The sequence below is a fragment of the Actinocorallia sp. B10E7 genome (assembly GCF_039871655.1).
Taxonomy (GTDB): domain Bacteria; phylum Actinomycetota; class Actinomycetes; order Streptosporangiales; family Streptosporangiaceae; genus Actinocorallia.
On the sequence record NZ_JBDPLZ010000003.1, the window covers coordinates 126,149 to 145,242 of the forward strand.

Consider the following 19,094-nt stretch of genomic DNA (forward strand, 5'->3'; position numbering starts at 1 on the left):
CGAGCGCACCGCGCTCGTCTTCCACACTCACCGGCCTCGGTAAGCCTCGATTCTCTTCATCATGCGGAAAGAGTACATGCTTTCGCGATCTGAGGGAGATCGGTCCTTGAGGAATTAGGAGAAGGCGGTGTCCTCCATCAGGGCCTTCGCCGAGGATCGCCGGTGCCGCCTTGTCACGCTCCGCAAGGAGGGTCGTAGGGCAGGTCGGGGATGTACTGCGACCATTCCGTTCGGGTGATCGCCATGCCGGATGCGCTGCAGACGTACTTTTTCGCGGTCTCCACGTCCATGCTCCACAACTGCGCTGTGGCATCACCGGACGCGCTGCCGAGTACTTTTCCGTCCGGGCTGAACTCGGTGTCGCTCACCCATTCCGGGCTGATGAGGGTGGCCCAGAGTTCCGGCTGGGCGGGGTTCGAGATCTTCCAGATCCGCACGGTTGAGTCCGCGGATCCCGTGGCGAGGGTCCGGCCGTCGGGACTGAACGCCACCCCGTCGACAGAATCGGAGTGTCCGCGCAGAATTGAGATGCGTTTGGTGTGGCTTGGGTGGGAAACGTCCCACAGCTGTGCGGTCCCATCGTTGGCTGAGGTGGCCAGCAAAGCTCCATCCGGGCTGAACCGAACATCGGAGACAGAGTTGGTATGACCCTTGAGAACGGCCGGAGGCGTAGGCCGCGCGGGATCGGACACATCCCAGAGAGCCACGGTGGAGGCTCCCGACCCGACGGCCACGATCCGGCCATCCGGGCTGAACGCGGCCGCGTTGGCCCAGTTGTCGGGGACGCCGAGCATGGACAGCCGCTTGGGCCGACGGGGCTGGGATACATCCCACACCAGGGTCGCTCCGTCGCGCCCGGTGGTCACGACCACACGGCCGCCGGGGCTGAACGCCGCCGAATGCACGATATTGATGTGTCCCTTGAGTTGCGCCAGAGGCACCGGACGCGTAGGTGTCGACACATCCCACAACCGCCCGGTCTGGTCACCTGACACCGTGACGACGATGCGGTCGTCCGGACCGAACACCACTCCTCGGACGGAGTCGGAGTGGCCCTTCATCGTGGACAGCGCTTTGGCACGCGCCGGATCGGAGAGGTCCCAGAGCTTGACGGTCCTGTCGGATGACGCGGTGGCCAGAAGACTCCCATGATGAGAGATCGCCGTATCCAGGACGGCGTCGGTGTGCCCGGCGAGGTTGGCCCGGACGGAGACACGGGCGGGATCAGAGATGTTCCACATTCGTGCGGTGCCGTCGGCGGACGAGGTCGCCAGGACGCGTGCGTTCGGGCTGAACGCCACTCCGGTCACCGTATTGGTGAAACCGGTCAAGGTCGTCAGTTGCCGCGGGCGTGCCGGATCGGCGATGTCCCACAGCCGTGCGGTCCGATCCGTGGAGGCACTCGCCAGGGTACGGCCGTTCGGGCTGAAGGCGACGTCGTAGATGAAGTCCTCGTGGCCCCTGGCCGTGCCGAGATACCTGGCCCGGGTCGGATGGGACACCTCCCACAGGCGCAGCGTCGCGTCAGCGGACGCGGTGGCCAGGAGACGGCCGTTCGGGGCGAACGCCACGCTGATCACACCGTCCTGGTGCCCCTTCAACGTGGCGACGTTCTTGGGATTCCGGGGATCGGACAGGTTCACGAGCCGGGCCACTCCGTTGTAGGAGGCGATCGCGATCATCCGGCCGTCCGGGCTGAAGGCCACCTTGGGAAGGCCGTCGTCGTGGCGGACGATGCCGACCTGCTGAGGGGCGCGAACATCGGAGATGTCCCACAGCCGTACGGTGCGGTCGTGGGAGGCGGTGGCCAGCGTATTGCCGTCCGGGCTGAACACCACCGACTTGACATCGCTGGTGTGGCCCCTGAGCGTGGCCAGTTCCCGAGGCCGGCTCAGATCGGACACGTCCCAGAGCCGGGCCGTGGTGTCCACCGCCGAGGTCGCCAGGAGACGTCCATCAGGACTGAACGCCGCCGACACCACGCTCGCCGTGTGTCCTCTGGCGACGCCGGCGCTCCGAGGGCGGGCAGGATCGGACACGTCCCAGAGCCGGGCCGTGGTGTCGCTGGCGACAGTGGCCAGGGCACGGCCGTCGGAGCGGTAGGTGATCCAGTCGAGGGCGCCGGAATGCCCGAGCAGCCGCGCTCCCACGGGATGGGTGAGGTTGGCCAGCAACGCTCCGCGGGCCTCCGGCGTGGGAGCGATCCGGTAGGCGCTCAGGCTCAGCTGGGCGGCCAGCGAGGAGTCGTCCACCCGCGTCGCGGCCTCGGCGGCCTGGCGGGAGAGGGCCTCGTTGCGCTGCTGGGTGACCTTCTTGTTCTGCAGCAGGGCGAACACACCGGTCACGGCGGCGACCAGGAACAGTGCCGTCAGCGTCGCGATCACCTGGTGCGCCCGCCGGGCGCGGCGGCGGCTCCGGCGCACGGAGGCGGCGAGGAACCCGCGTTCGGTGGGCGTCAGGGCGGCCTTCTGCGGACCGCTCTCCAGGGACTGCGCCGCGGCCAAGCGGCTGTCGGCGTAGAGATAGGCGTCGTCCTCGCCGTGGTGGCGCCAGGCGGCGGCGTCCTCGGCGAGCTGCTGGCGCACCAGCAGGGAGGAGCGGTCGGCCTCGATCCAGGAGCGCAGCCGCGGCCAGCCCCGGATCAGGGCCTCGTGGGTGATCTCTATGGTGTCCTGCTGCTGGGTGAGCAGCCGTTCCCGGGTGAAGGCATCGATCACCGCCATGGCCGTCCGCCGGTCGACGCCGCTCTCCAGCATCTCGACCCGGGACAGGCGCCGTCGGGTGTCCTCGGTTCCGTCGCCGATCGTGACCAGGCGCAGGAACAACAGCCGGGCCATGTCCTTCTCGGCGTCGTCGAGACCGGTGAAGACCCGTTCGGCGGTGGTGGCGATGGCGCGCTCGATGCCGCCGGTGCTCTGGTAGCCCTGCACGGTGAGGGTGCTGCCGTGTCGTTGCTGCCAGCTGCGTTGCAGCGCGTAGGCCAGCAGGGGGAGCCGTCCGGCCTCGTAACCGGCGGCCTTGCCCTCACCGGTGGCGCTCGCGGTTCCGAGGTCGCGGAGGAGTATCTCGGTGAGCCCTTCCTCGATGTCCAGCCCGACGGCCTGGGCCGGGTAGACGATCGCCTCGCGCAGCTGCTCCTGCGACATGCCCGTGACGACCAAGGGGTCCTGCAGGGCGGGGCGGAGCTGCGGGTAGTCGGTGCAGGCGGCGTAGAAGTCCGCCCTGATCCCTATCACGACCAGGGCCAGGGGACTCCGCCGGGCAAAAGCGCCGGTCGGCGCCTCGGCCAGCCGGATGAGGAGATCGATGAAGGCCCGTCGCTGCGCGTCGTCGGGGCACAGGGTGAACAGTTCCTCGAACTGGTCCACCACGATCACCAGGAGTCTTTCGGCGTCGGTCCCGTCGGCCGTCGCCAATACCCGGTCGAGCATCTCCACGCACCGGGGCGGGTCGGCGGCCAGCAGGTCGGCGACCTGCGACGGGGAGGCGTCGGTGGGCTCGGCGAGCAACGGGGCCAACCGGTCGGCCAGCGCCCGCAGGGGAGCGGCGGCGGGGGTGAACACCACCTGGGGCCAGCGGGCCGAACCGGGCAGGAGGCCCTGTTCGAGGCCGGGCAGGAGGCCGGCGCGCAGCACGGAGGACTTCCCGGCCCCGGACGGGCCGATGACCATCTGCAGGCCGCCGGTGCGCAGACGACGGCCGAGGTCGTCGATCAGGTCGGCGACCAGCTCGTCCCTGCCGAAGAACCAGTGGGCCTGTTCACGGCCGAACGCGGTGAGACCGGGATAGGGGCACTCGTCCACCACAGTGCCCGCCACGGCACGACGTCGCTCACGGAGTCCGTCGCGGTAGTGGATGTGCTGGTCGCGGCCTGCCTGGTAGACGCGTGCCTCATCAGAGGCGTGAGCCTCAAGACGCCAGGTCCGGCCCTCTTCGCCCTGCGAGGGAGCGTCGCCGGGCGGTCCGTCGCGATGCTGTTCTGACGGATCCATAGATCCATCACTCCTTGGCCTTGCTGCGAAGTGTCCCGGAGAATGTCCAGGATCTTGTTACTGGCCGGTGATGTGTTGATCGCGACCGGCCTGGAAGATCCTGCTCTGGTCACTCGACTTCGCCCGCATCGTGGTGGAGGTGACCCGGGCGGGCTCGGCCGCCCGCAGCGCGGGGACGAGTTCCTCGTCCAGAATGCGCTTCAGCTCTTTTGCCAGGGAAGGGTCCTCGCGCAGCAGTCGTTCCAGCCACGCCTGCCAGGAAAGGACCAAGTCCTGCTCGGCCTCCGAGTCGCCGCTTTGACGGGCATCCAAAACATCCTCGTGCAAATGATCCAGGCTCTTTTCGGCGGCCTCGGGCCGATCGGGATGGGCTCGGTGCCACAGTTCGGTCATCGCGGCGCGGACCTGCTGCCAGGCGTCGGTGGCCATGGCCGAGACCAAGGCCACCGACGCCTGCAATATCAGTGCTTCCATGCTCCGTCCCCCTTGCGTCACCGAGCCGGGACCACGGTGCCCCGCCTCCCGTCAGAAGCGGCGCGGATCGCGAGCGTTCATGGGAAACGCCTTTCCCTCAGTGTCACGGCGCCGACGGCGTTTTCACAGAAAAGCAAATCTAAGAACCTATAAGAAGGCCAAAAGTCGTGCCGGAGTCGAGTGGGCGGCCCGAGGCACGGTGGAAATGTTGAATCTTCTCTCAGGACTCCGAACCCCGTCGAACACTCCGCGGCAGGGCGGAGGACGGTCTTCAGCCCTTGAGGAGTTCGGAGAAGGCGGCGTCTTCGCGGGCCCGGGCGGCGAGGACGGCGTCGCGGTGGGCCTCGGTGATGACGCGCTTGGTGGCGAGGAGGGAGGGGAGGGGCTTGGTGGCGAGTTCGCGGGCGAGTTCCAGGGTTTCCGCCAGGACCTTTTCGCGGGGGCAGGTGCGCAGGGCCAGGCCGGCTTCCACGGCTTCCTCCGCGGTGAGGGGGTGGCCCCACAGCAGCACCAGGTTGGCTTTCTGGGGACCCAGGTAGCGGGGGAGAAGGTAGCTGCTGGCGGCTTCGGGCGCCACGCCCATGGTGGTGAAGGGGGCGCTGAGTTTGGCGCCTTCGGCGATGAGGACGAGGTCGCAGTGGGGGAGGATCGTCAGGCCCAGGCCTATGCCGGGGCCGTTCACCGCCGCCAGGAGGGGTTTGGGGAAGTTCACCACCGCGTCCATGAGGATCTGGAAACCCTTGCCGGTGTCGGGGGTGGCGTCGCCCGAGGCCACGGCCTGGGCGATGGCTGCCATCTCCTTGAGGTCGGTGCCGGCGGAGAAGACCTTGCCCTCGCCGGTGAGGACGACGACCGAGACGCCGTCGTCTGCGGCGGCGGCGTCCAGGGCCGCCGCGGTGGCGCGGTAGAGCTCCTCGCTGAAGGAGTTGGCGGCCTCCGGGCGGCGGAAGGTCAGGGTGCGGACCTTGTCCTCGTCGTGTACTCCGAGCACCATGTCGTCAGGCTCCTGTCAGCTGGGCGTCGAGACGGCGGACCAGCGAGTCGCGGTGATGATCGCTGTCGCCGAAGAGCAATTGTGAGCTCTTCGCCCTGCGGAAGTACAGATGCGCGGGATGTTCCCAGGTGACGCCTATGCCGCCGAAGAGCTGGATGGCCTCGGTGGCCACGCGCATGGCGGCGTCGGTGCAGCAGGATTTGGCCAGGGACGCCGCCAGGGGTAGCTCGGGGGAGTCCGCGGCGGCTGACCACAGGGCGTGGTGGGCGGCGGCGCGGGCCGACTCGACCTCCACGTACATGTGCGCGCAGGCGTGCTGGACGGCCTGGAACGCGCCGATCGGCCGGCCGAACTGGACGCGGTCCTTCACGTGGACGACGACCATCTCCAGGAGGTGCTGGGCGACCCCGACGGACTCCGCGGCGAGGACGGCGGAAGCGTGGTCCAGTGCCCGGGAGAGGACTCGGGTTGCCGCGTCGGCGGGGCCGACGGGGTGCGCCGGGGTTCCGGCGAACTCCAGGCGGGCGAGTTTGCGGGTGGGGTCGAGGGCACGTGACGGGGTTCGGGTGAGGCCCGCCGCGTCCCCGCTGACGGCGTAGAGGCCGACGCCCTCATCTCCGCGTGCTGTGACGAGGATGAGGTCGGCGTGGGCGCCGTCGAGCACAAGGTCCTTCGCGCCGTCGAGCAGCCACCGGCCGTCGGAGCGGCGCACCCTGGTGAGTTCGGCGGGCGCGTCCCAGGGGCGCCCCGGTTCGCTGAACGCGACCGTCGCGACGGTGACGCCGCAGGCGATGCCCGGCAGCAGTTCGCGGGAGCAGCCAGGGTCGTCGGCGGCGAGGATCGCCCGGGTCGCCAGCACGCACGTCGACAGGAACGGTGCGCCGAACAACGCCCGTCCCATCTCCTCGGCGACGATTCCGACCTCCAACGCCCCCGCGCCCGCCCCGCCGAGGTCCTCGGGGACCGCGAGCCCCTGCAGGCCGAGCTGGTCGCTCATCTTCGTCCACACCGCGGCGTCGTATCCGCTCGGCGTCTCCATGAGCCGGCGGACCTCCTCCTCGGGGGAGACGTCGCGCAGGAACGCCCGGACGACGCCGCGCAGCTCCTCCTGCTCGTCGCTGAAGGTCATGTCCATGTGCGTCTTCCTCGGAAGGTCAGTTCTGCTTGAGCAGCGGTGAGCGGGTGTTGGACGGCCACTGCGGGCGGTGGTAGCCGCGGAAGTGCAGGTTCCCGTCGCGCAGCTCGCGGATCGTCAGGAAGTCGCCCTTGTAGCCGCGGTGGTCGTACTCGGCGAAGGTGATGTAGCAGCCGGGACCGCCGTTGGTGCAGGGCATCCACTTGATCTTCTCCAGGCCGAGCTTCACCTCCTTGGGGGTGGCGATGCGGGCTCCTGCGATGCCGTGGATCGCGGCGCGGGCGCTGTCGTAGGACAGGGCGACGACGACGTTGCGGCTGGTGCGTCCGAAGCGGGCTTCGAACCGCTCCATCATCGCCTCGTAGTTGGGGTTGGCGCCGTCCTCGCCGAGCTGGTCGACGCCGTGCCACCCTTCGAGACCTTCGGCCCACGCGTTGGAGTTGGAGTAGAACATGAACGCCGTGCCCATGAAGCGGGGCGGATCCCAGTCCAGGGCCTTGAAGGCCTTGGCGAAGTGGAAGGTGGAGTAGCCGTAGCCCATGTAGACGATGCTCTGGGCGCCCTGGTCGCGCATGGTCTCCAGGTGCCGCTGGAAGCCGCGCGGGTTCGGGCCGAGGCAGACCTCCTTGATGATCTCCAGGTCGTACCGGCGCGCGTAGTCGCGGAAGAAGTCGGAGTACAGGTCGCCCGAGGAGCCCTGCTCCCAGAAGAAGCCGACCTTCTCGTAGCCGTTGCGGAAGCACCAGTCGGCGGCCATCGCGCCCTCGGTGGGGATGTCGCCGTTGGCGACGGTGAAGCAGTACTCGCCGGCGAACCGGGTGGTGCCGGTCCAGCCGATGCACGCCACCCCGGTGGCGTTGACCTTGTCGCAGAGGTTCACGGAGTTGTCGGAGATGAACGGCCCGATCACCACGACGCAGCCCGCGTCGACGAGCTTCTGGTATCCGTGGTGGACTTTCAGGTAGTTCTCGCGCGGCAGGCCTCGTGCGTCCACGGTGATGATCTCCACGGGCCGGTCGTAGACGCCTTCGTTCAGCGCGTCCTCGATCGCCAGGATGATGGGGTCGATGGTGTCGGACAGCAGCTGCCCGAGGTCCATGTCGATGAGCAGGCCGATCTTGACGGGTTCGAACGGGTCGCCCTGGCCGACCACGCCGCGGGTGGGCGGGTAGACGACGATCGACTCGACGGCCTTCTCGCCGATGCGCCCGCTGCCCTGGTACCACAGCTCGTTCTCATGCGCGCCGGTCTCGGTGTCCGTGCCCGACCGCACCGTGGCCGCGGCACGGTCCTCCCGGGCGATCCCGTGGTCCACCGGGGCGGGGAACAGGCGCTCTGCGTAGCGCGGGGCATCCTGGTCGGACATCGGGACCTCCTTCGAGCCGCCGGGGGCGGCGGATCACTGGGACACGCGATCCCAACTTATATATAAAATCTATTTTACGACAAGCAGGGGCGGACGAAGATCCGCCGTGAACCGGAAAGGCATGACCCATGGACACGCAGGGCGGAAAGGCACGGAACGACGTGGCGGACGAGCTGGAGATCCGCAACGTCCTGGCCAGGATCGCGCAGGGCTCCGACGCCGGCGACCTAGCCGAGTACGGCGAGCTGTTCACCGAGGACGCCCGATGGGAGATGCCCGGCGTCCCGGTGAAGAACAGCCGCGAGGAGATCGTCGCCTCCGGAGCCGCCCGCCGTGCCGAGGGCGTCACCGGCCCCGGCTCCCGAAGCCGCCACCTCATCAGCACCGTCGCGGTCTCCGTCCAGGGGGACAGGGCGGTCGCGGAGTCCTACTGGCAGTTCTTCACCGACACCACGACCACCCCGACCCTGCGCTCCATGGGCGCCTACCGCGACGCCTTCCGCCGCACCGAACACGGCTGGAAGCTCGCCGAACGCCTCATCACCCCGGGCTGACCGTCACATGTGGCGGCCGCCGGTGACCTCCAGGACGGTGCCGGTCATATAGCTCGACAGGTCGCTGGCCAGGAACAGGGCGACCCTGCCGACCTCCTCGGGTTCGGCGGCCCGGCCCATCGGGACGCCGGCCAGCTTCTCGGCCCAGATGTCCGGGCGCAGCGCCTCGGTCATCGCGGTGCGCACCAGGCCCGGCTGGATCGCGTTGACGCGCACGCCCAGGTGCGCCAGCTCCTTGGCCCCGGCCTTGGTCATGCCGACGATCCCGGCCTTGGCCGCGCTGTAGTTCGTCTGGCCCACCAGGCCGACCTTGCCGGAGATCGACGAGATGTTCACGATCGAGCCGCCGCCCTGCTCGCGCATCTTCAGCGAGGCGTACTTCATGCCCAGCCAGGTGCCGAACAGGTGCACGTCCATGACCTGGCGGAACTGCTCGGCCGTCATCTTCCGCAGGGTCGCGTCCCGGGTGATCCCCGCGTTGTTCACCAGGACGTCCACCGAGCCGAACTCGGTGGCGCAGGCCTGCACCATCGCCTCGACGTCGTCCTCGTGCGTGACGTCGCAGCGGACGGCCAGCGCCGTGGCACCCGACGCGGCCAGTTCCTTGACGGCCTCCGCCGCCGCCTTCTCGTCGATGTCGGCGACGACCAGGCGCGCTCCCGCCCCGGCGAAGACCTTGGCGATGGCCAGGCCGATGCCCTGGGCCGCGCCGGTGATGATCGCGGAACGTCCTTCCAGCAGGTCCATCCGGCCTTCCTTTCCCTCGAACGGTCCGTGTGGGCGCGGGGTCAATCCGCGAGGCGCTCGAAGACGGCGGTGAGGCCCTGGCCGCCGCCGATGCACATGGTCTCCAGGCCGTAGCGGCCCTGCCTTCGGTCGAGTTCGCGCAGCAGGGTGGCCAGGATCCGCCCGCCGGTCGCGCCGACCGGATGGCCGAGGGAGATGCCCGAGCCGTGCACGTTGGTGCGCTCCCAGTCGGCGTCGCCGAACTCCCACTCCTTGGCGCAGGCCAGCACCTGGGCGGCGAACGCCTCGTTGAGCTCGATCAGGTCGATGTCGGAGAGCTTCAGCCCGGCCCGCTCCAGCGCCAGCGCGGTGGAGGGCACCGGTCCGATGCCCATCGTCCGGGGCGGCACCCCGGCGACGGCCCAGGAGACCAGCCGGGCCAGCGGGCGGAGCCCGAGGCGTTCGGCGTTCTCCCGATGGGTGACGACGCACGCCGACGCGCCGTCGTTCTGGCCGCTGGCGTTGCCGGCCGTCACCGTGGCCTGCGGGTCCCGGCTGCCCAGGACGGGCTTCAGCCGCGCGAGCGCCTCCAGCGAGATGTCCGGGCGGGGGTGCTCGTCGGCGTCGACCGTCACCTCGCCCTTGCGGGTCTTCACGGTGACGGGGACGATCTCCTGGGCGAACACGCCGGCCTGCTGGGCGGCGACGGCGCGCCGGTGCGAGCGCAGCGCCAGCTCGTCCTGCTCCTGACGGGGGATCCCGTACTCGGCGCGCAGGTTCTCCGCGGTCTCGAGCATGCCGCCGGGCACCGGGTGGAACCTCCCGCCCGCCGTGACACGGCCCCGTGCGAGCCCGTCGTGCAGTTCCAGCGCCGGGCCGCGCACGCCCCAGCGCATGTCGGTGGTGTAGAAGGCGGCGGAGCTCATGCTCTCCGCGCCGCCCGCCACGATCAGTTCACTCACGCCGGTCTGCACCTGCATGGCGGCGTTGAGGACCGCCTGCAGGCCCGAGCCGCAGCGCCGGTCGAGCTGAAGGCCGGTGACGGACACGTCCAGGCCTGCGTCCAGCGCGGCGACCCGGCCGATCGCGGGGGCGTCGGAGTTGGGGTAGCACTGGCCGAGGAACACCTCGTCGATGTCGGCGGAGGTCAGGCCGGTGCGGTCGATCAGGCCGCGCAGCACCGCGGCGGCGAGGTCGACGGCGGGGACGTCCTTGAACGATCCGCCGTAACGGCCCACGGAGGTGCGTACGGGCTCACAGATGACGGCTTCGCGCATGTCGTCGTCTCCTTCGAGGGCTTCAGAGGACGTAACGCAACAGCATGGAGGCGACGCACGCGGGTTTGGAAGCCCCTTCGACCTCCCAAGTGAAGCGGAGCCTGACGAGCAGCCCGCCGCTCGCGTCCTCCACGTCCTCGATTTCGGCGCCGACCCGGACCTTGGAGTCGACGGGCACGGGGGAGGGGAACCGGATGCGGTCGTAGCCGTAGTTGACGCCCATCTTCATGCCCTCGATCCGGTAGATCTCCCGGACGAGCCTCGGGCCGAGGGACAGGGTCAGCAGGCCGTGGGCGATGGTGCGTCCGTAGGGGCCCTGGGCGGCCCGCTCGGCGTCCACGTGGATCCACTGGTCGTCGCCGGTCAGTTCGGCGAAGGTGTCGATGTCCTTCTGCGTGACCGTGCGGTATCCGCTGTAGCCGAGGTGATGGCCGACGGCCGCCCGGATCTCGTCGACACCGTTGAGCACCCGCATGGCGCCTCCTCTAATCAATATTTAAGATACTGTATCAAAATAGATTCTTCTTGAGATCACGAGAGCCGGAGGACCGGATGGACGCAGCGAAGAAAGTGGCAGTGATCGTCGGCGGCGGCTCCGGGATGGGCAGGGCCACCGCGGAACTGCTCGCGGCGCAGGGGGCCGCGGTCGCGATCGTGGACCTCCCGAACGGCCGGGGCCCCGAGGCGGCCGCCGCCCTGGACGCGACCTTCCACCCCTGCGACGTCACCGACGAGGAAGGCACCGAGGCCGCCATCGACGCGGTCCTCGAAGCCCACGGCGCCCTCCACATCGCCGTCAACACCGCCGGCGGCGGCACCAGCAAACGCACCATCGGAAGGAACGGCCCGCTCCCGCTCGCGGAGTTCCGCCGGATCATCGAGCTCAACCTCATCGCCACGTTCAACCTCAACCGCCTCCAGGCCTGGCACATGAGCAAGAACGAGCCCGACGCGAACGGCGAGCGCGGCGTCATCATCAACACCGCCTCGATCGCCGCGTTCGAGGGTCAGATCGGCCAGGTCTCCTACACCGCCGCCAAGGCGGGCATCGCCGGCATGAGCCTGACCATGGCCCGCGACCTGGGCAGCCTGGGCATCCGCGTCATGGCCATAGCCCCCAGCCTCTTCGCCACCGGTCTCCTGGAGGGCGCCCCCGAGGAGATCGTCGCCGAGCTCACCAAGGACGCGGCCTTCCCCCGCCGCCCCGGACAGCCCGTCGAGTTCGCCTGGCTCGCCGAGTCCATCATCAAGAACCCCATGCTCAACGGCCAGACCATCCGCCTCGACGGCGGCCAGCGCTTCGCCCCCAAGTGAGGTGGGGCCGGTTCCCCGTGGCAAGTCCACTCCGCCCGGCTCTCCGGGCCGGCAACGAGAAGGAGCTCTGATGAGTGAAGCGGTGATCGTCGCCGTGGCCAGGACGCCGATCGCACGGTCCCACAAGGGATCGCTGGTGGACGTGGACGCGTTCCGGCTGGCGCGGACCGCGGTGACCGCGGCGATCGGGCGGTCCGGGGTGCCGGCGGAGGACTTCGACGACCTGGTGCTCGCCGAGTCGCTGCAGGGCGGCGGCGTCATCGGGCGTTATGTGGCGGTGGAGGCGGGGTTGGAGCACCTTCCCGGCCTCGCCGACAACCGGCACTGCGCGGCCGGGCTGAGCGCGGTGCAGATCGCGGCCGGTTCCATCATGGCGGGCATGGACAAAGTGGTCGTGGCGGGAGGGACCGAGAGCCTGAGCTCGATGCCGTGGACGCTCAAGTCCATCCCGGCCTCGGCGCGCGACCACCAGAGGTGGATGTCGCCGAGCCACCCGGCCACCCCGCAGGCCCCGCCGTGGGACATGCCGCTGACGGTGGGGGAGAACACCGCGCGGCTGGCCGGGGTGAGCAGGGAGCAGGCCGACGCCTGGGCGGTGAGCTCCCATCTGCGGGCGGCGGCGTCCGTCGCCGAGGGCCGGTTCGCCGACGAGATCGTGCCGGTCACGCTGCCGGACGGCTCTCTCTTCACCACCGACGAGCACCCGCGCGCCGACACCACGCAGGAGCGGCTGGCCGGGCTTCCGGTGCTGCACCCCGAACTGGACGGGGCGGTCGTCACGGCGGGCAACTCCGCCGGGCTCAACGACGCCGCCGCGGCGCTCGTGGTCGTCTCCGGCGACTACGCCCGCGCGCACGGGCTCAGCCCGCTGGCACGGATCGTCTCGTGGGGGTCGGTGGGCGTCGCGCCCGAGCGCACCGGCCTCGCGCCCACACTGGCGGTGCCCAAGGCGGTGGAACGGGGCGGGTTGAAGCTCTCCGACATCGACCTGTTCGAGATCAACGAGGCGTTCGCGACCGTCGCCGTGGCGTGCAGCCGCGAACTCGGCCTCGACCATGACATCGTCAATGTGAACGGCAGCGGCTGCGGCCTGGGCCATCCGATCGCCGCGACCGGCGCCCGCATGGTCGTCACGATGATCGGCGAACTGCGCCGCCGGGGCGCCGCCCTGGGCTGCGTCTCCATGTGCGCGGGCGGCGGAATGGGCTCCGCCCTGGTCCTGGAAGCCCTCTGAGCGGACGAGGTGAGAGGCGGACCGGCGGGCTCAGTGCTCCGCCGGGTCCGCCTCGTCGGCGGCCCGGCCGGTGAACAGGCCGCGGCTCTTGAACAGGTCGGCGACCAGGTCGCCCTGGCGCTGGAGCATGTCGGCGTAGGCCGAGGCCGCGGCCTTGCCGTCACCGGCGGCGATCGCCTCCAGGACTGTCCTGCTGCCCGCGCGCTCCACCTCGACGGCACCGGGCACGAGGGCGAAGAAGTTGCCGGGCACGATGCCGACCATGGCCCGCAGCACCGCCCGCAGCCGGGGCGAGCTGGCCGTCTTCATGATGAGCCCGTCGAACTCGCGGTTCAGGCGCGCCACCACCGCGGGGTCGTCCTCGCCGTCGAGCCGGTCGCACACCGCGCCGAGCCGGTCGGCCGTCTCGGGGGTGCGGCGCTCGGCGGCACGCTGCGCGGCGAAACCGTAGACGAGGCCGTAGAGCGCGTAGTGGTCGCGTACGGCGGCCTCGTCCAGGGAGCCGATGAACGCCCCCCGGTGCGGCCGGATGGTCACCCAGCCCTCCCGCTCCAACGAGAGCAGCGCCTCGCGCACCGGGATCCGGCTGACGCCCAGCGTGCGGGCGATCTCGTCCTGGGGGACGCGGTCGCCCTGGCGGAGCCGCCCGTCGAAGATGAGCCTGCGGATGTAGAGCGCGGCCTGCTCTCCGCTGCTGCGGCGGACCATGGCCTCCCCAGGGGGAGGCAGGGAGGCGCCGGTGGCGGCCGCTGCGTCTGCGGACACGGAAACCCCTTAATCATCTGAAGTATGCGTTGTTCTGGTGAGGGTCAGTCGTCCTTCACCCGGCGCTTCGCCAGGCCGCGCCGGATCGCGCGGACGGTCTCGCTGAACTCCGGCTGCTCGACGGACCACTCCTGCGCGGCGAGTTCCAGCTTCGCCGCTTCTTCGGGGGAGGCCAGGGAGAGGCTCTCCAGCAGTGTCCGCTTCGTACGGCGCACCAGCGGTGCGGAACGTCCGGCGGCCCGCCGGGCCAGGGCCAGCGCGGTCGGCTTCAGTTCGTCCTCCGGCACGCAGCGCCAGGCCAGGCCCTTGGCCGCGGCCTCCTCTCCGGTGAGGAGGTCCCCGCACAGGACGAGCGCCGCCGCGCCCTGCGCGCCCACCCGCTCCGCCAGCCGCCACAGGTGGCCGCCGCCGGGATGGATGCCGACGTCCAGGAACCGGGGGTCGAACCGGGCGTCGGGTGAGGCGACGATGACGTCGCAGGCCAGGGGAAGGTTGACGCCCGCCCCGATGGCGGGGCCGGCGACCGCCGCGATGGTGGGCACGGGGGCCGAGGCGAGGCGTTCCATGCCCGCGTACATCTCCGAGAGCGGCACCGTCCGGTCGAGCAGCCCGTCGAGGGAGCCGCCGGCGCAGAAGACAGGAGGCTCGGCGGTGAGCACCAGTGCCCGCGCACCGCCCTCCAGAGCGGTGTCCACCGCCCGCGCCAGATCGTCGCTCACCTTCTTGGACAGGGCGTTGCGGTGGCGCGGATCGTCCAGCACCAGCACGCCCACCCCGTCGTCGACGGTGACGCGCACCAGGGTCTCCGGAGATCCGCTCATGATCTCTCCTTACTCGACATCAAGATGCTATTTTATACATAATCAAATCGCTTTGCTGGGGTGATCGATGCAGCCGCTGGCCGGAGTCCTCGTCGTCGCGGTGGAGCAGGCCGTCGCGGCCCCCGTCTGCACACGCCACCTGGGCGACCTCGGGGCCAGGGTCATCAAGGTGGAGAACCGCGGCGGCGGCGACTTCGCCCGCGGCTACGACGACGTCGTGCACGGCATGGCCGCGCACTTCGTGTGGGCCAACCGCAACAAGGAGTCCCTCGCCCTCGACCTCAAGCGGCCCGAGGGCCGGGAGATCCTGGCCAGACTGCTGGCGAAGGCCGACGTCCTGGTGCAGAACCTCGCCCCCGGCGCCGCCGCGAGGCTCGGGCTGGACTCCGCCGAACTGCGGGAACGCCACCCGAGGCTGATCACCGTGGACATCTCCGGCTACGGCCGCGGCGGTCCGTACGCCCTCGCCCGCGCCTACGACCTGCTCGTCCAGGCCGAGGCCGGCTCCTGCGCCATCACCGGAACCCCGGAGGACCCCGCCAAGCCGGGCATCCCGATCGCCGACATCGGCGCCGGCATGTACGCGCTGACGAGCGTCCTCACCGCCCTGTACGTCCGCGAGCGCACAGGGAAGGGCGCTTCGGTCTCGGTCGGCCTCTTCGACGCGGTCGCCGAATGGATGGGCTTCGCGCTCAACCAGGCCCGCTACGGCGGTTTCGACGTGCGGCCCAACGGGCTGAGCTCCCCGATGGTCTCCCCGTACGGCGCCTACCCGACCGCCGACGGCCAGACCCTGGTCCTGGGCACCACCAACGACCGCGAGTGGCAGCGCCTGGCCGCCCGGGTCCTGGGCCGTCCCGACCTCGCGGAGGACCCCCGCTACGCCACGAACAGCGACCGGGTGGCCCGCCGCGCCGAACTCGACGAGGTCATCACGTCCTGGGCCTCGGGCGTCACGCTCGCCGAGGCGCGCTGTCTCGCCGAGGAGGCGGGCCTCGGGCACGCCAGGCTCAACACGCCCACCGAGGTGGTGGCGCACCCGCAGTTGTCGGAGCGGAACCGCTGGCGTGAGGTCGACAGCCCGGAGGGCCCGGTGACCGTGCTGCTGCCGCCCCCCGAATGCGACGACTGGGACTGGCGGCTGGACGCGGTCCCCGCTCTGGGCGAGCACTCCGAGCCGATCCTGCGCGAACTGGGCTACGGCTCGGACGAGCTGGAGCGCCTGCGAGTGGAGGGCGTCATCGGGGAAAAGGCCTGAGTCCGGCCCTGGTGACGCCCGCCACCCGCTGCTATCTTCCGATTGAAGAGAACTTTTAAAGAGTTCTCTCTAAACCCGCTCCGTCACGGGAGGACGACATGTCCCGGTTCCCCTTCCCGATCCCCAACGGCTGGTTCGCCGTGGCCCGGTCCGACGAGGTCGCGGCCGGGAAAGTGATCCCGGCCCACTACTTCGGCCGCGACCTGGCCGTCTTCCGCACCGTCGACGGCGAGGCCCGCGTGGTCGACGCCTACTGCGTGCACCTGGGCGCCAACCTCGCCAAGGGAGGCCGGGTCGCCGGACAACTCCTGGAGTGCCCCTTCCACGCCTGGCGCTACGACGGCGTCTCCGGCCGCTGCGTGGAGGTGCCCTACACCGACGCCGAGCCGTCGCCCAAGGCCCGCGTCCGCGCCTACCCCGTGGTCGAGCGCTTCGGCCTGATCTTCGCCTGGCACCAGCTCGGCGGCGCCGCCCCCTACATCCCGATGCCGGAGATGGAGGAGTTCGACGACGAGGACTGGTCCGAGCCGGTCTTCCACGAGTTCCACTTCGCCACCTGCTGTCAGGAGATGGCCGAGAACAACGCCGACTACGTGCACTTCAAGTACGTGCACGGCATGGAGTCGGTGCCCAGCGGCGAGGTCGAGTACGACGGCTTCGTCAAGACCGTCACCGAGCGGCAGGAGTTCAAGAACAAGGAGGGCAAGGTCTACCCGCTGGACTTCGTCCGCAAGTCCTATGGCCTGGGCCTGGGCGCGCTGCGGCTGAAGGGCGTCATGTCCTTCGTCTCCTCGGTGTCCCCGGTGGACGAGGAGAACGTGCACATCCGCTGGGTGTTCACCTTCCCCAGGTCCATGCAGAAGTTCTCCGAGCGGATGATCAACACCTTCGTGGAGGCGATCGCCGAGGACGTGCCGATCTGGGAGAACAAGGTCTACGTCGAGAAACCGCTGCTGATCAAGGGCGACGGGCCGATCATCGAGTTCCGGCACTGGGCCGGGCAGTTCTATGGTGAGGAGGTTCCGGAGCGTCCCTGGACGCCCAACCGCGTCAAACGACTGGAAGGCACCGGTGTCTGAACGAGCGGAGAGCGGGCGCGGTGGCCGCGGCGCCGGGACCAGGCAGCGGATCCTCGACGCCGCGGAGCGGCTCATGGCCGAGCGGGGCATCGAGGGGGTGTCCCTCAACGAGATCAACAGCGCCGCCGGCCAGCGCAGCACCGCCTCGCTGCACTACCACTTCGGGGGCAGGGACGGCCTGGTCCAGGCGATCATGCAGCGGCACGGGCCGTGGCTGCGGGCCCGGCACGAGGAGCTGTACGCCGGGTTGGTGGGGGACGGGCGCCAGGAGGACGTCCGGGCGCTGACCGAGGTGATCGTCCTGCCGCTCGCCGAGTACCTGGCGCTGGGGCCCAGTCCCCGCGCCGCGATCCGGATCTGGGCGTCGGCGCTGAACCGGCCGCGGCTGACCGTCGAAGAGGTCCAGTACCTGGTCGATCCGGCCCTGACCGGGGCGTCGCGGCGGCTCATCGCGCTGATGAGCGCGGTGATGCCCCGCGAACTGGCCGTCGAGCGGCTCTTCCTGGCCTCGCAGTCGGTCCTGCACGTCCTGGCGGACCGGGCCGCGCTGGAGGACGCCCCGGACAATCGGCGCAGTCTGCTGCCGCTGCCGCTGATGACGGCGAACCTCGTGGACATGACCGTGGCCGCGCTGACGGCCCCGGTCGGCGCGGAGACCGCGCGGATCGCGGCGGCGCTCTTCGATCCGGCGTCCGCCTGACGTCGTCTTCCCCGGGCTCGCCCGGAAGGTTTTTGTCGCATACTCTGTATATAGAATCCAATATCAAGGAGGGTCTCGTGACGGAGCAGGTCATCCGTCCGGACGTGCTCGAGGACCGTCTGGCCAAGATCCCCCGGCTCGTCGACGTGGACGCCCACGTCGTCGAGCCGCCGAACCTGTGGAGCTCCAGGCTCCCCGCCCGGCTCCGTGACAGCGGGCCCCGCATCGTCCACGCCCCGGCCGGCGACGTGAAGCTCGTCGACGGCAGGTACGTGGAGACGCCCGGCACCGAAGGCCCCGACGTGGCCTGGTGGAACTACGAAGGCGTCATGACCCAGATCAAGAGGTACATCGCCGCCGCGGGCGTGCCCGCCGACGAGGTCACCAACGAAGGCATCACCTACGACGACATGCGGCCCGGCTGCTGGATCCCCTCCGAGCGCCTGGCGGACATGGACCTCAACGGAGTCGAAGCCCAGATGTGCTTCCCCAACTACCCGCGCTTCTGCGGCCAGATCTTCCTGTGGGGCAAGGACCGCGAGCTGGCGAGGCTCTCGGTCGAGGCCTACAACGACTGGATGGTCGAGGAGTGGTGCGGCTCCGGCGGCGGCAGGCTCATCCCGCTGTGCGTCGTCCCGCTGTGGGACGTGGACCTGGCCGTCGCCGAGGTCCGCCGCAACGCCGCCCGGGGCGTGCGCGCCGTGGCCTTCAGTGAACTGCCCGCCTACCTGGGCCTGCCCAGCCTCCACTCGCGCTACTGGGATCCGTTCTTCGCCGCCTGCGCCGAGACCGGGACCGTCCTGTCGATGCACATCGGCTCGGGCACCAGGACCCCGCAGACCTCCCCGGACGCCCCGGGCGCGGTCGGCGCGACGATCATCTTCGGCAACAGCGTCGCCAGCATGACCGACTTCCTGTTCTCCGGCGTGCTGCACCGATTCCCCGACCTGAAGCTGCTGTACGCCGAGGCCCAGATCGGCTGGATCCCCTACCTGCTGGAGCGGATCGACGACGTCTGGGAGACGCACCGCGGCTGGGCCAGGGGCCAGGAGAACTGCCCCGAGCCGCCGTCGACCTACTACTACCGGCAGATCACCAGTTGCTTCTTCAAGGACGCGGTCGGCGTCGAACTGCTGGACAAGGTGGGTCTGGACAACGTCACGTTCGAGACCGACTACCCGCACCAGGACGGGACCTGGCCGCGTTCGCGGGAGGAGGCGGCCCTGCAGTACGGGCACCTGGACCAGCGGTCCATCAACAAGATCGCCCGGGGGAACGCCATCCGGCTGCTCGGGCTCGACCTGCCCGAGGAGTGAGAGGTCACAGCCGTGGCGGGTCCGGAGTGATCGGCTCCGGGCCCGCCAGACTGATATCTTATGTTTGAGACGGGTGACAGGGGGTCACC

Annotated in this window: 17 protein-coding genes; 7 read left to right on the forward strand and 10 right to left on the reverse strand. The window is 70.0% G+C overall.

The window, feature by feature from the left end:
* Window positions 1-173: 173 nt before the first annotated feature.
* From ABGB12_RS10380 to ABGB12_RS10400, 5 genes are all read right to left on the reverse strand, one after another.
* Entirely contained in the window at window positions 174-3,992 is a 3,819-nt protein-coding gene (locus ABGB12_RS10380; RefSeq protein WP_347676392.1) for an AAA family ATPase, read from the reverse strand.
* Window positions 3,993-4,049: 57 nt separating this feature from the next.
* The gene (locus ABGB12_RS10385) at window positions 4,050-4,466 is read right to left on the reverse strand and encodes a hypothetical protein (protein WP_347676393.1); all 417 of its coding nucleotides are present in this window, start codon (window positions 4,464-4,466) and stop codon (window positions 4,050-4,052) included.
* Window positions 4,467-4,737: 271 nt separating this feature from the next.
* Entirely contained in the window at window positions 4,738-5,460 is a 723-nt protein-coding gene (locus tag ABGB12_RS10390; protein ID WP_347676394.1) for an enoyl-CoA hydratase-related protein, read from the reverse strand.
* 4 nt (window positions 5,461-5,464) lie between these two features.
* Complete coding sequence (locus ABGB12_RS10395) at window positions 5,465-6,595, reverse strand: acyl-CoA dehydrogenase family protein (protein ID WP_347676395.1); 1,131 nt, start codon at window positions 6,593-6,595, stop codon at window positions 5,465-5,467.
* Window positions 6,596-6,614: 19 nt separating this feature from the next.
* Window positions 6,615-7,961: an ABC transporter substrate-binding protein gene (locus ABGB12_RS10400; RefSeq protein ID WP_347676396.1), complete on the reverse strand. Its 1,347-nt coding sequence runs from the start codon at window positions 7,959-7,961 to the stop codon at window positions 6,615-6,617.
* Window positions 7,962-8,089: 128 nt separating this feature from the next.
* On the opposite strand from ABGB12_RS10400, the gene ABGB12_RS10405 reads away from it, so the two are divergent.
* Entirely contained in the window at window positions 8,090-8,515 is a 426-nt protein-coding gene (locus ABGB12_RS10405; RefSeq protein WP_347676398.1) for a nuclear transport factor 2 family protein, read from the forward strand.
* Window positions 8,516-8,518: 3 nt separating this feature from the next.
* Here ABGB12_RS10405 and fabG read toward each other — a convergent pair whose 3' ends face one another.
* Genes fabG through ABGB12_RS10420 form a run of 3 tightly spaced genes read right to left on the reverse strand, consistent with a single transcriptional unit; the run spans window position 8,519 to window position 10,993 of the window.
* On the reverse strand, window positions 8,519-9,262 hold the full coding sequence (gene fabG / locus ABGB12_RS10410; protein WP_347676400.1) for a 3-oxoacyl-ACP reductase FabG: 744 nt from the start codon (window positions 9,260-9,262) through the stop codon (window positions 8,519-8,521).
* Window positions 9,263-9,303: 41 nt separating this feature from the next.
* On the reverse strand, window positions 9,304-10,518 hold the full coding sequence (locus tag ABGB12_RS10415; RefSeq protein ID WP_347676402.1) for an acetyl-CoA C-acetyltransferase: 1,215 nt from the start codon (window positions 10,516-10,518) through the stop codon (window positions 9,304-9,306).
* Between the two features lie 22 nt (window positions 10,519-10,540).
* The gene (locus tag ABGB12_RS10420; RefSeq protein WP_347676404.1) at window positions 10,541-10,993 is read right to left on the reverse strand and encodes a MaoC family dehydratase; all 453 of its coding nucleotides are present in this window, start codon (window positions 10,991-10,993) and stop codon (window positions 10,541-10,543) included.
* A 77-nt stretch (window positions 10,994-11,070) separates the two neighbouring features.
* Between ABGB12_RS10420 and ABGB12_RS10425 the strand changes: the two genes are divergently transcribed.
* Together ABGB12_RS10425 and ABGB12_RS10430 are read left to right on the forward strand one after the other, a co-directional pair.
* Window positions 11,071-11,832, forward strand: a complete 762-nt coding sequence (locus ABGB12_RS10425; protein ID WP_347676406.1) for an SDR family NAD(P)-dependent oxidoreductase — start codon at window positions 11,071-11,073, stop codon at window positions 11,830-11,832.
* A gap of 70 nt (window positions 11,833-11,902) precedes the next feature.
* On the forward strand, window positions 11,903-13,066 hold the full coding sequence (locus tag ABGB12_RS10430; RefSeq protein WP_347676408.1) for a thiolase family protein: 1,164 nt from the start codon (window positions 11,903-11,905) through the stop codon (window positions 13,064-13,066).
* Between the two features lie 30 nt (window positions 13,067-13,096).
* Here the strand turns inward: ABGB12_RS10430 and ABGB12_RS10435 are convergent, their stop codons facing one another.
* On the reverse strand, window positions 13,097-13,831 hold the full coding sequence (locus ABGB12_RS10435; RefSeq protein ID WP_347676410.1) for a GntR family transcriptional regulator: 735 nt from the start codon (window positions 13,829-13,831) through the stop codon (window positions 13,097-13,099).
* A 44-nt stretch (window positions 13,832-13,875) separates the two neighbouring features.
* The gene (locus ABGB12_RS10440) at window positions 13,876-14,652 is read right to left on the reverse strand and encodes an enoyl-CoA hydratase-related protein (RefSeq protein WP_347676412.1); all 777 of its coding nucleotides are present in this window, start codon (window positions 14,650-14,652) and stop codon (window positions 13,876-13,878) included.
* Window positions 14,653-14,719: 67 nt separating this feature from the next.
* Here ABGB12_RS10440 and ABGB12_RS10445 point away from each other — a divergent pair, with 67 nt between their 5' ends.
* From ABGB12_RS10445 to ABGB12_RS10460, 4 genes are all read left to right on the forward strand, one after another.
* Window positions 14,720-15,910 (forward strand): CaiB/BaiF CoA-transferase family protein, encoded by a 1,191-nt coding sequence (locus tag ABGB12_RS10445; protein WP_347676414.1) that lies wholly within the window; start codon window positions 14,720-14,722, stop codon window positions 15,908-15,910.
* 98 nt (window positions 15,911-16,008) lie between these two features.
* Window positions 16,009-16,989 carry a Rieske 2Fe-2S domain-containing protein gene (locus ABGB12_RS10450; RefSeq protein WP_347676416.1) on the forward strand — a complete coding sequence of 327 codons (981 nt, stop codon included), beginning with the start codon at window positions 16,009-16,011 and terminating at the stop codon, window positions 16,987-16,989.
* Window positions 16,982-17,689 (forward strand): helix-turn-helix domain-containing protein, encoded by a 708-nt coding sequence (locus tag ABGB12_RS10455; protein WP_347676418.1) that lies wholly within the window; start codon window positions 16,982-16,984, stop codon window positions 17,687-17,689. The genes ABGB12_RS10450 and ABGB12_RS10455 overlap by 8 nt, the downstream gene beginning before the upstream one ends.
* A gap of 77 nt (window positions 17,690-17,766) precedes the next feature.
* Complete coding sequence (locus tag ABGB12_RS10460; protein WP_347676420.1) at window positions 17,767-19,005, forward strand: amidohydrolase family protein; 1,239 nt, start codon at window positions 17,767-17,769, stop codon at window positions 19,003-19,005.
* The last annotated feature ends 89 nt before the right edge of the window (window positions 19,006-19,094 follow it).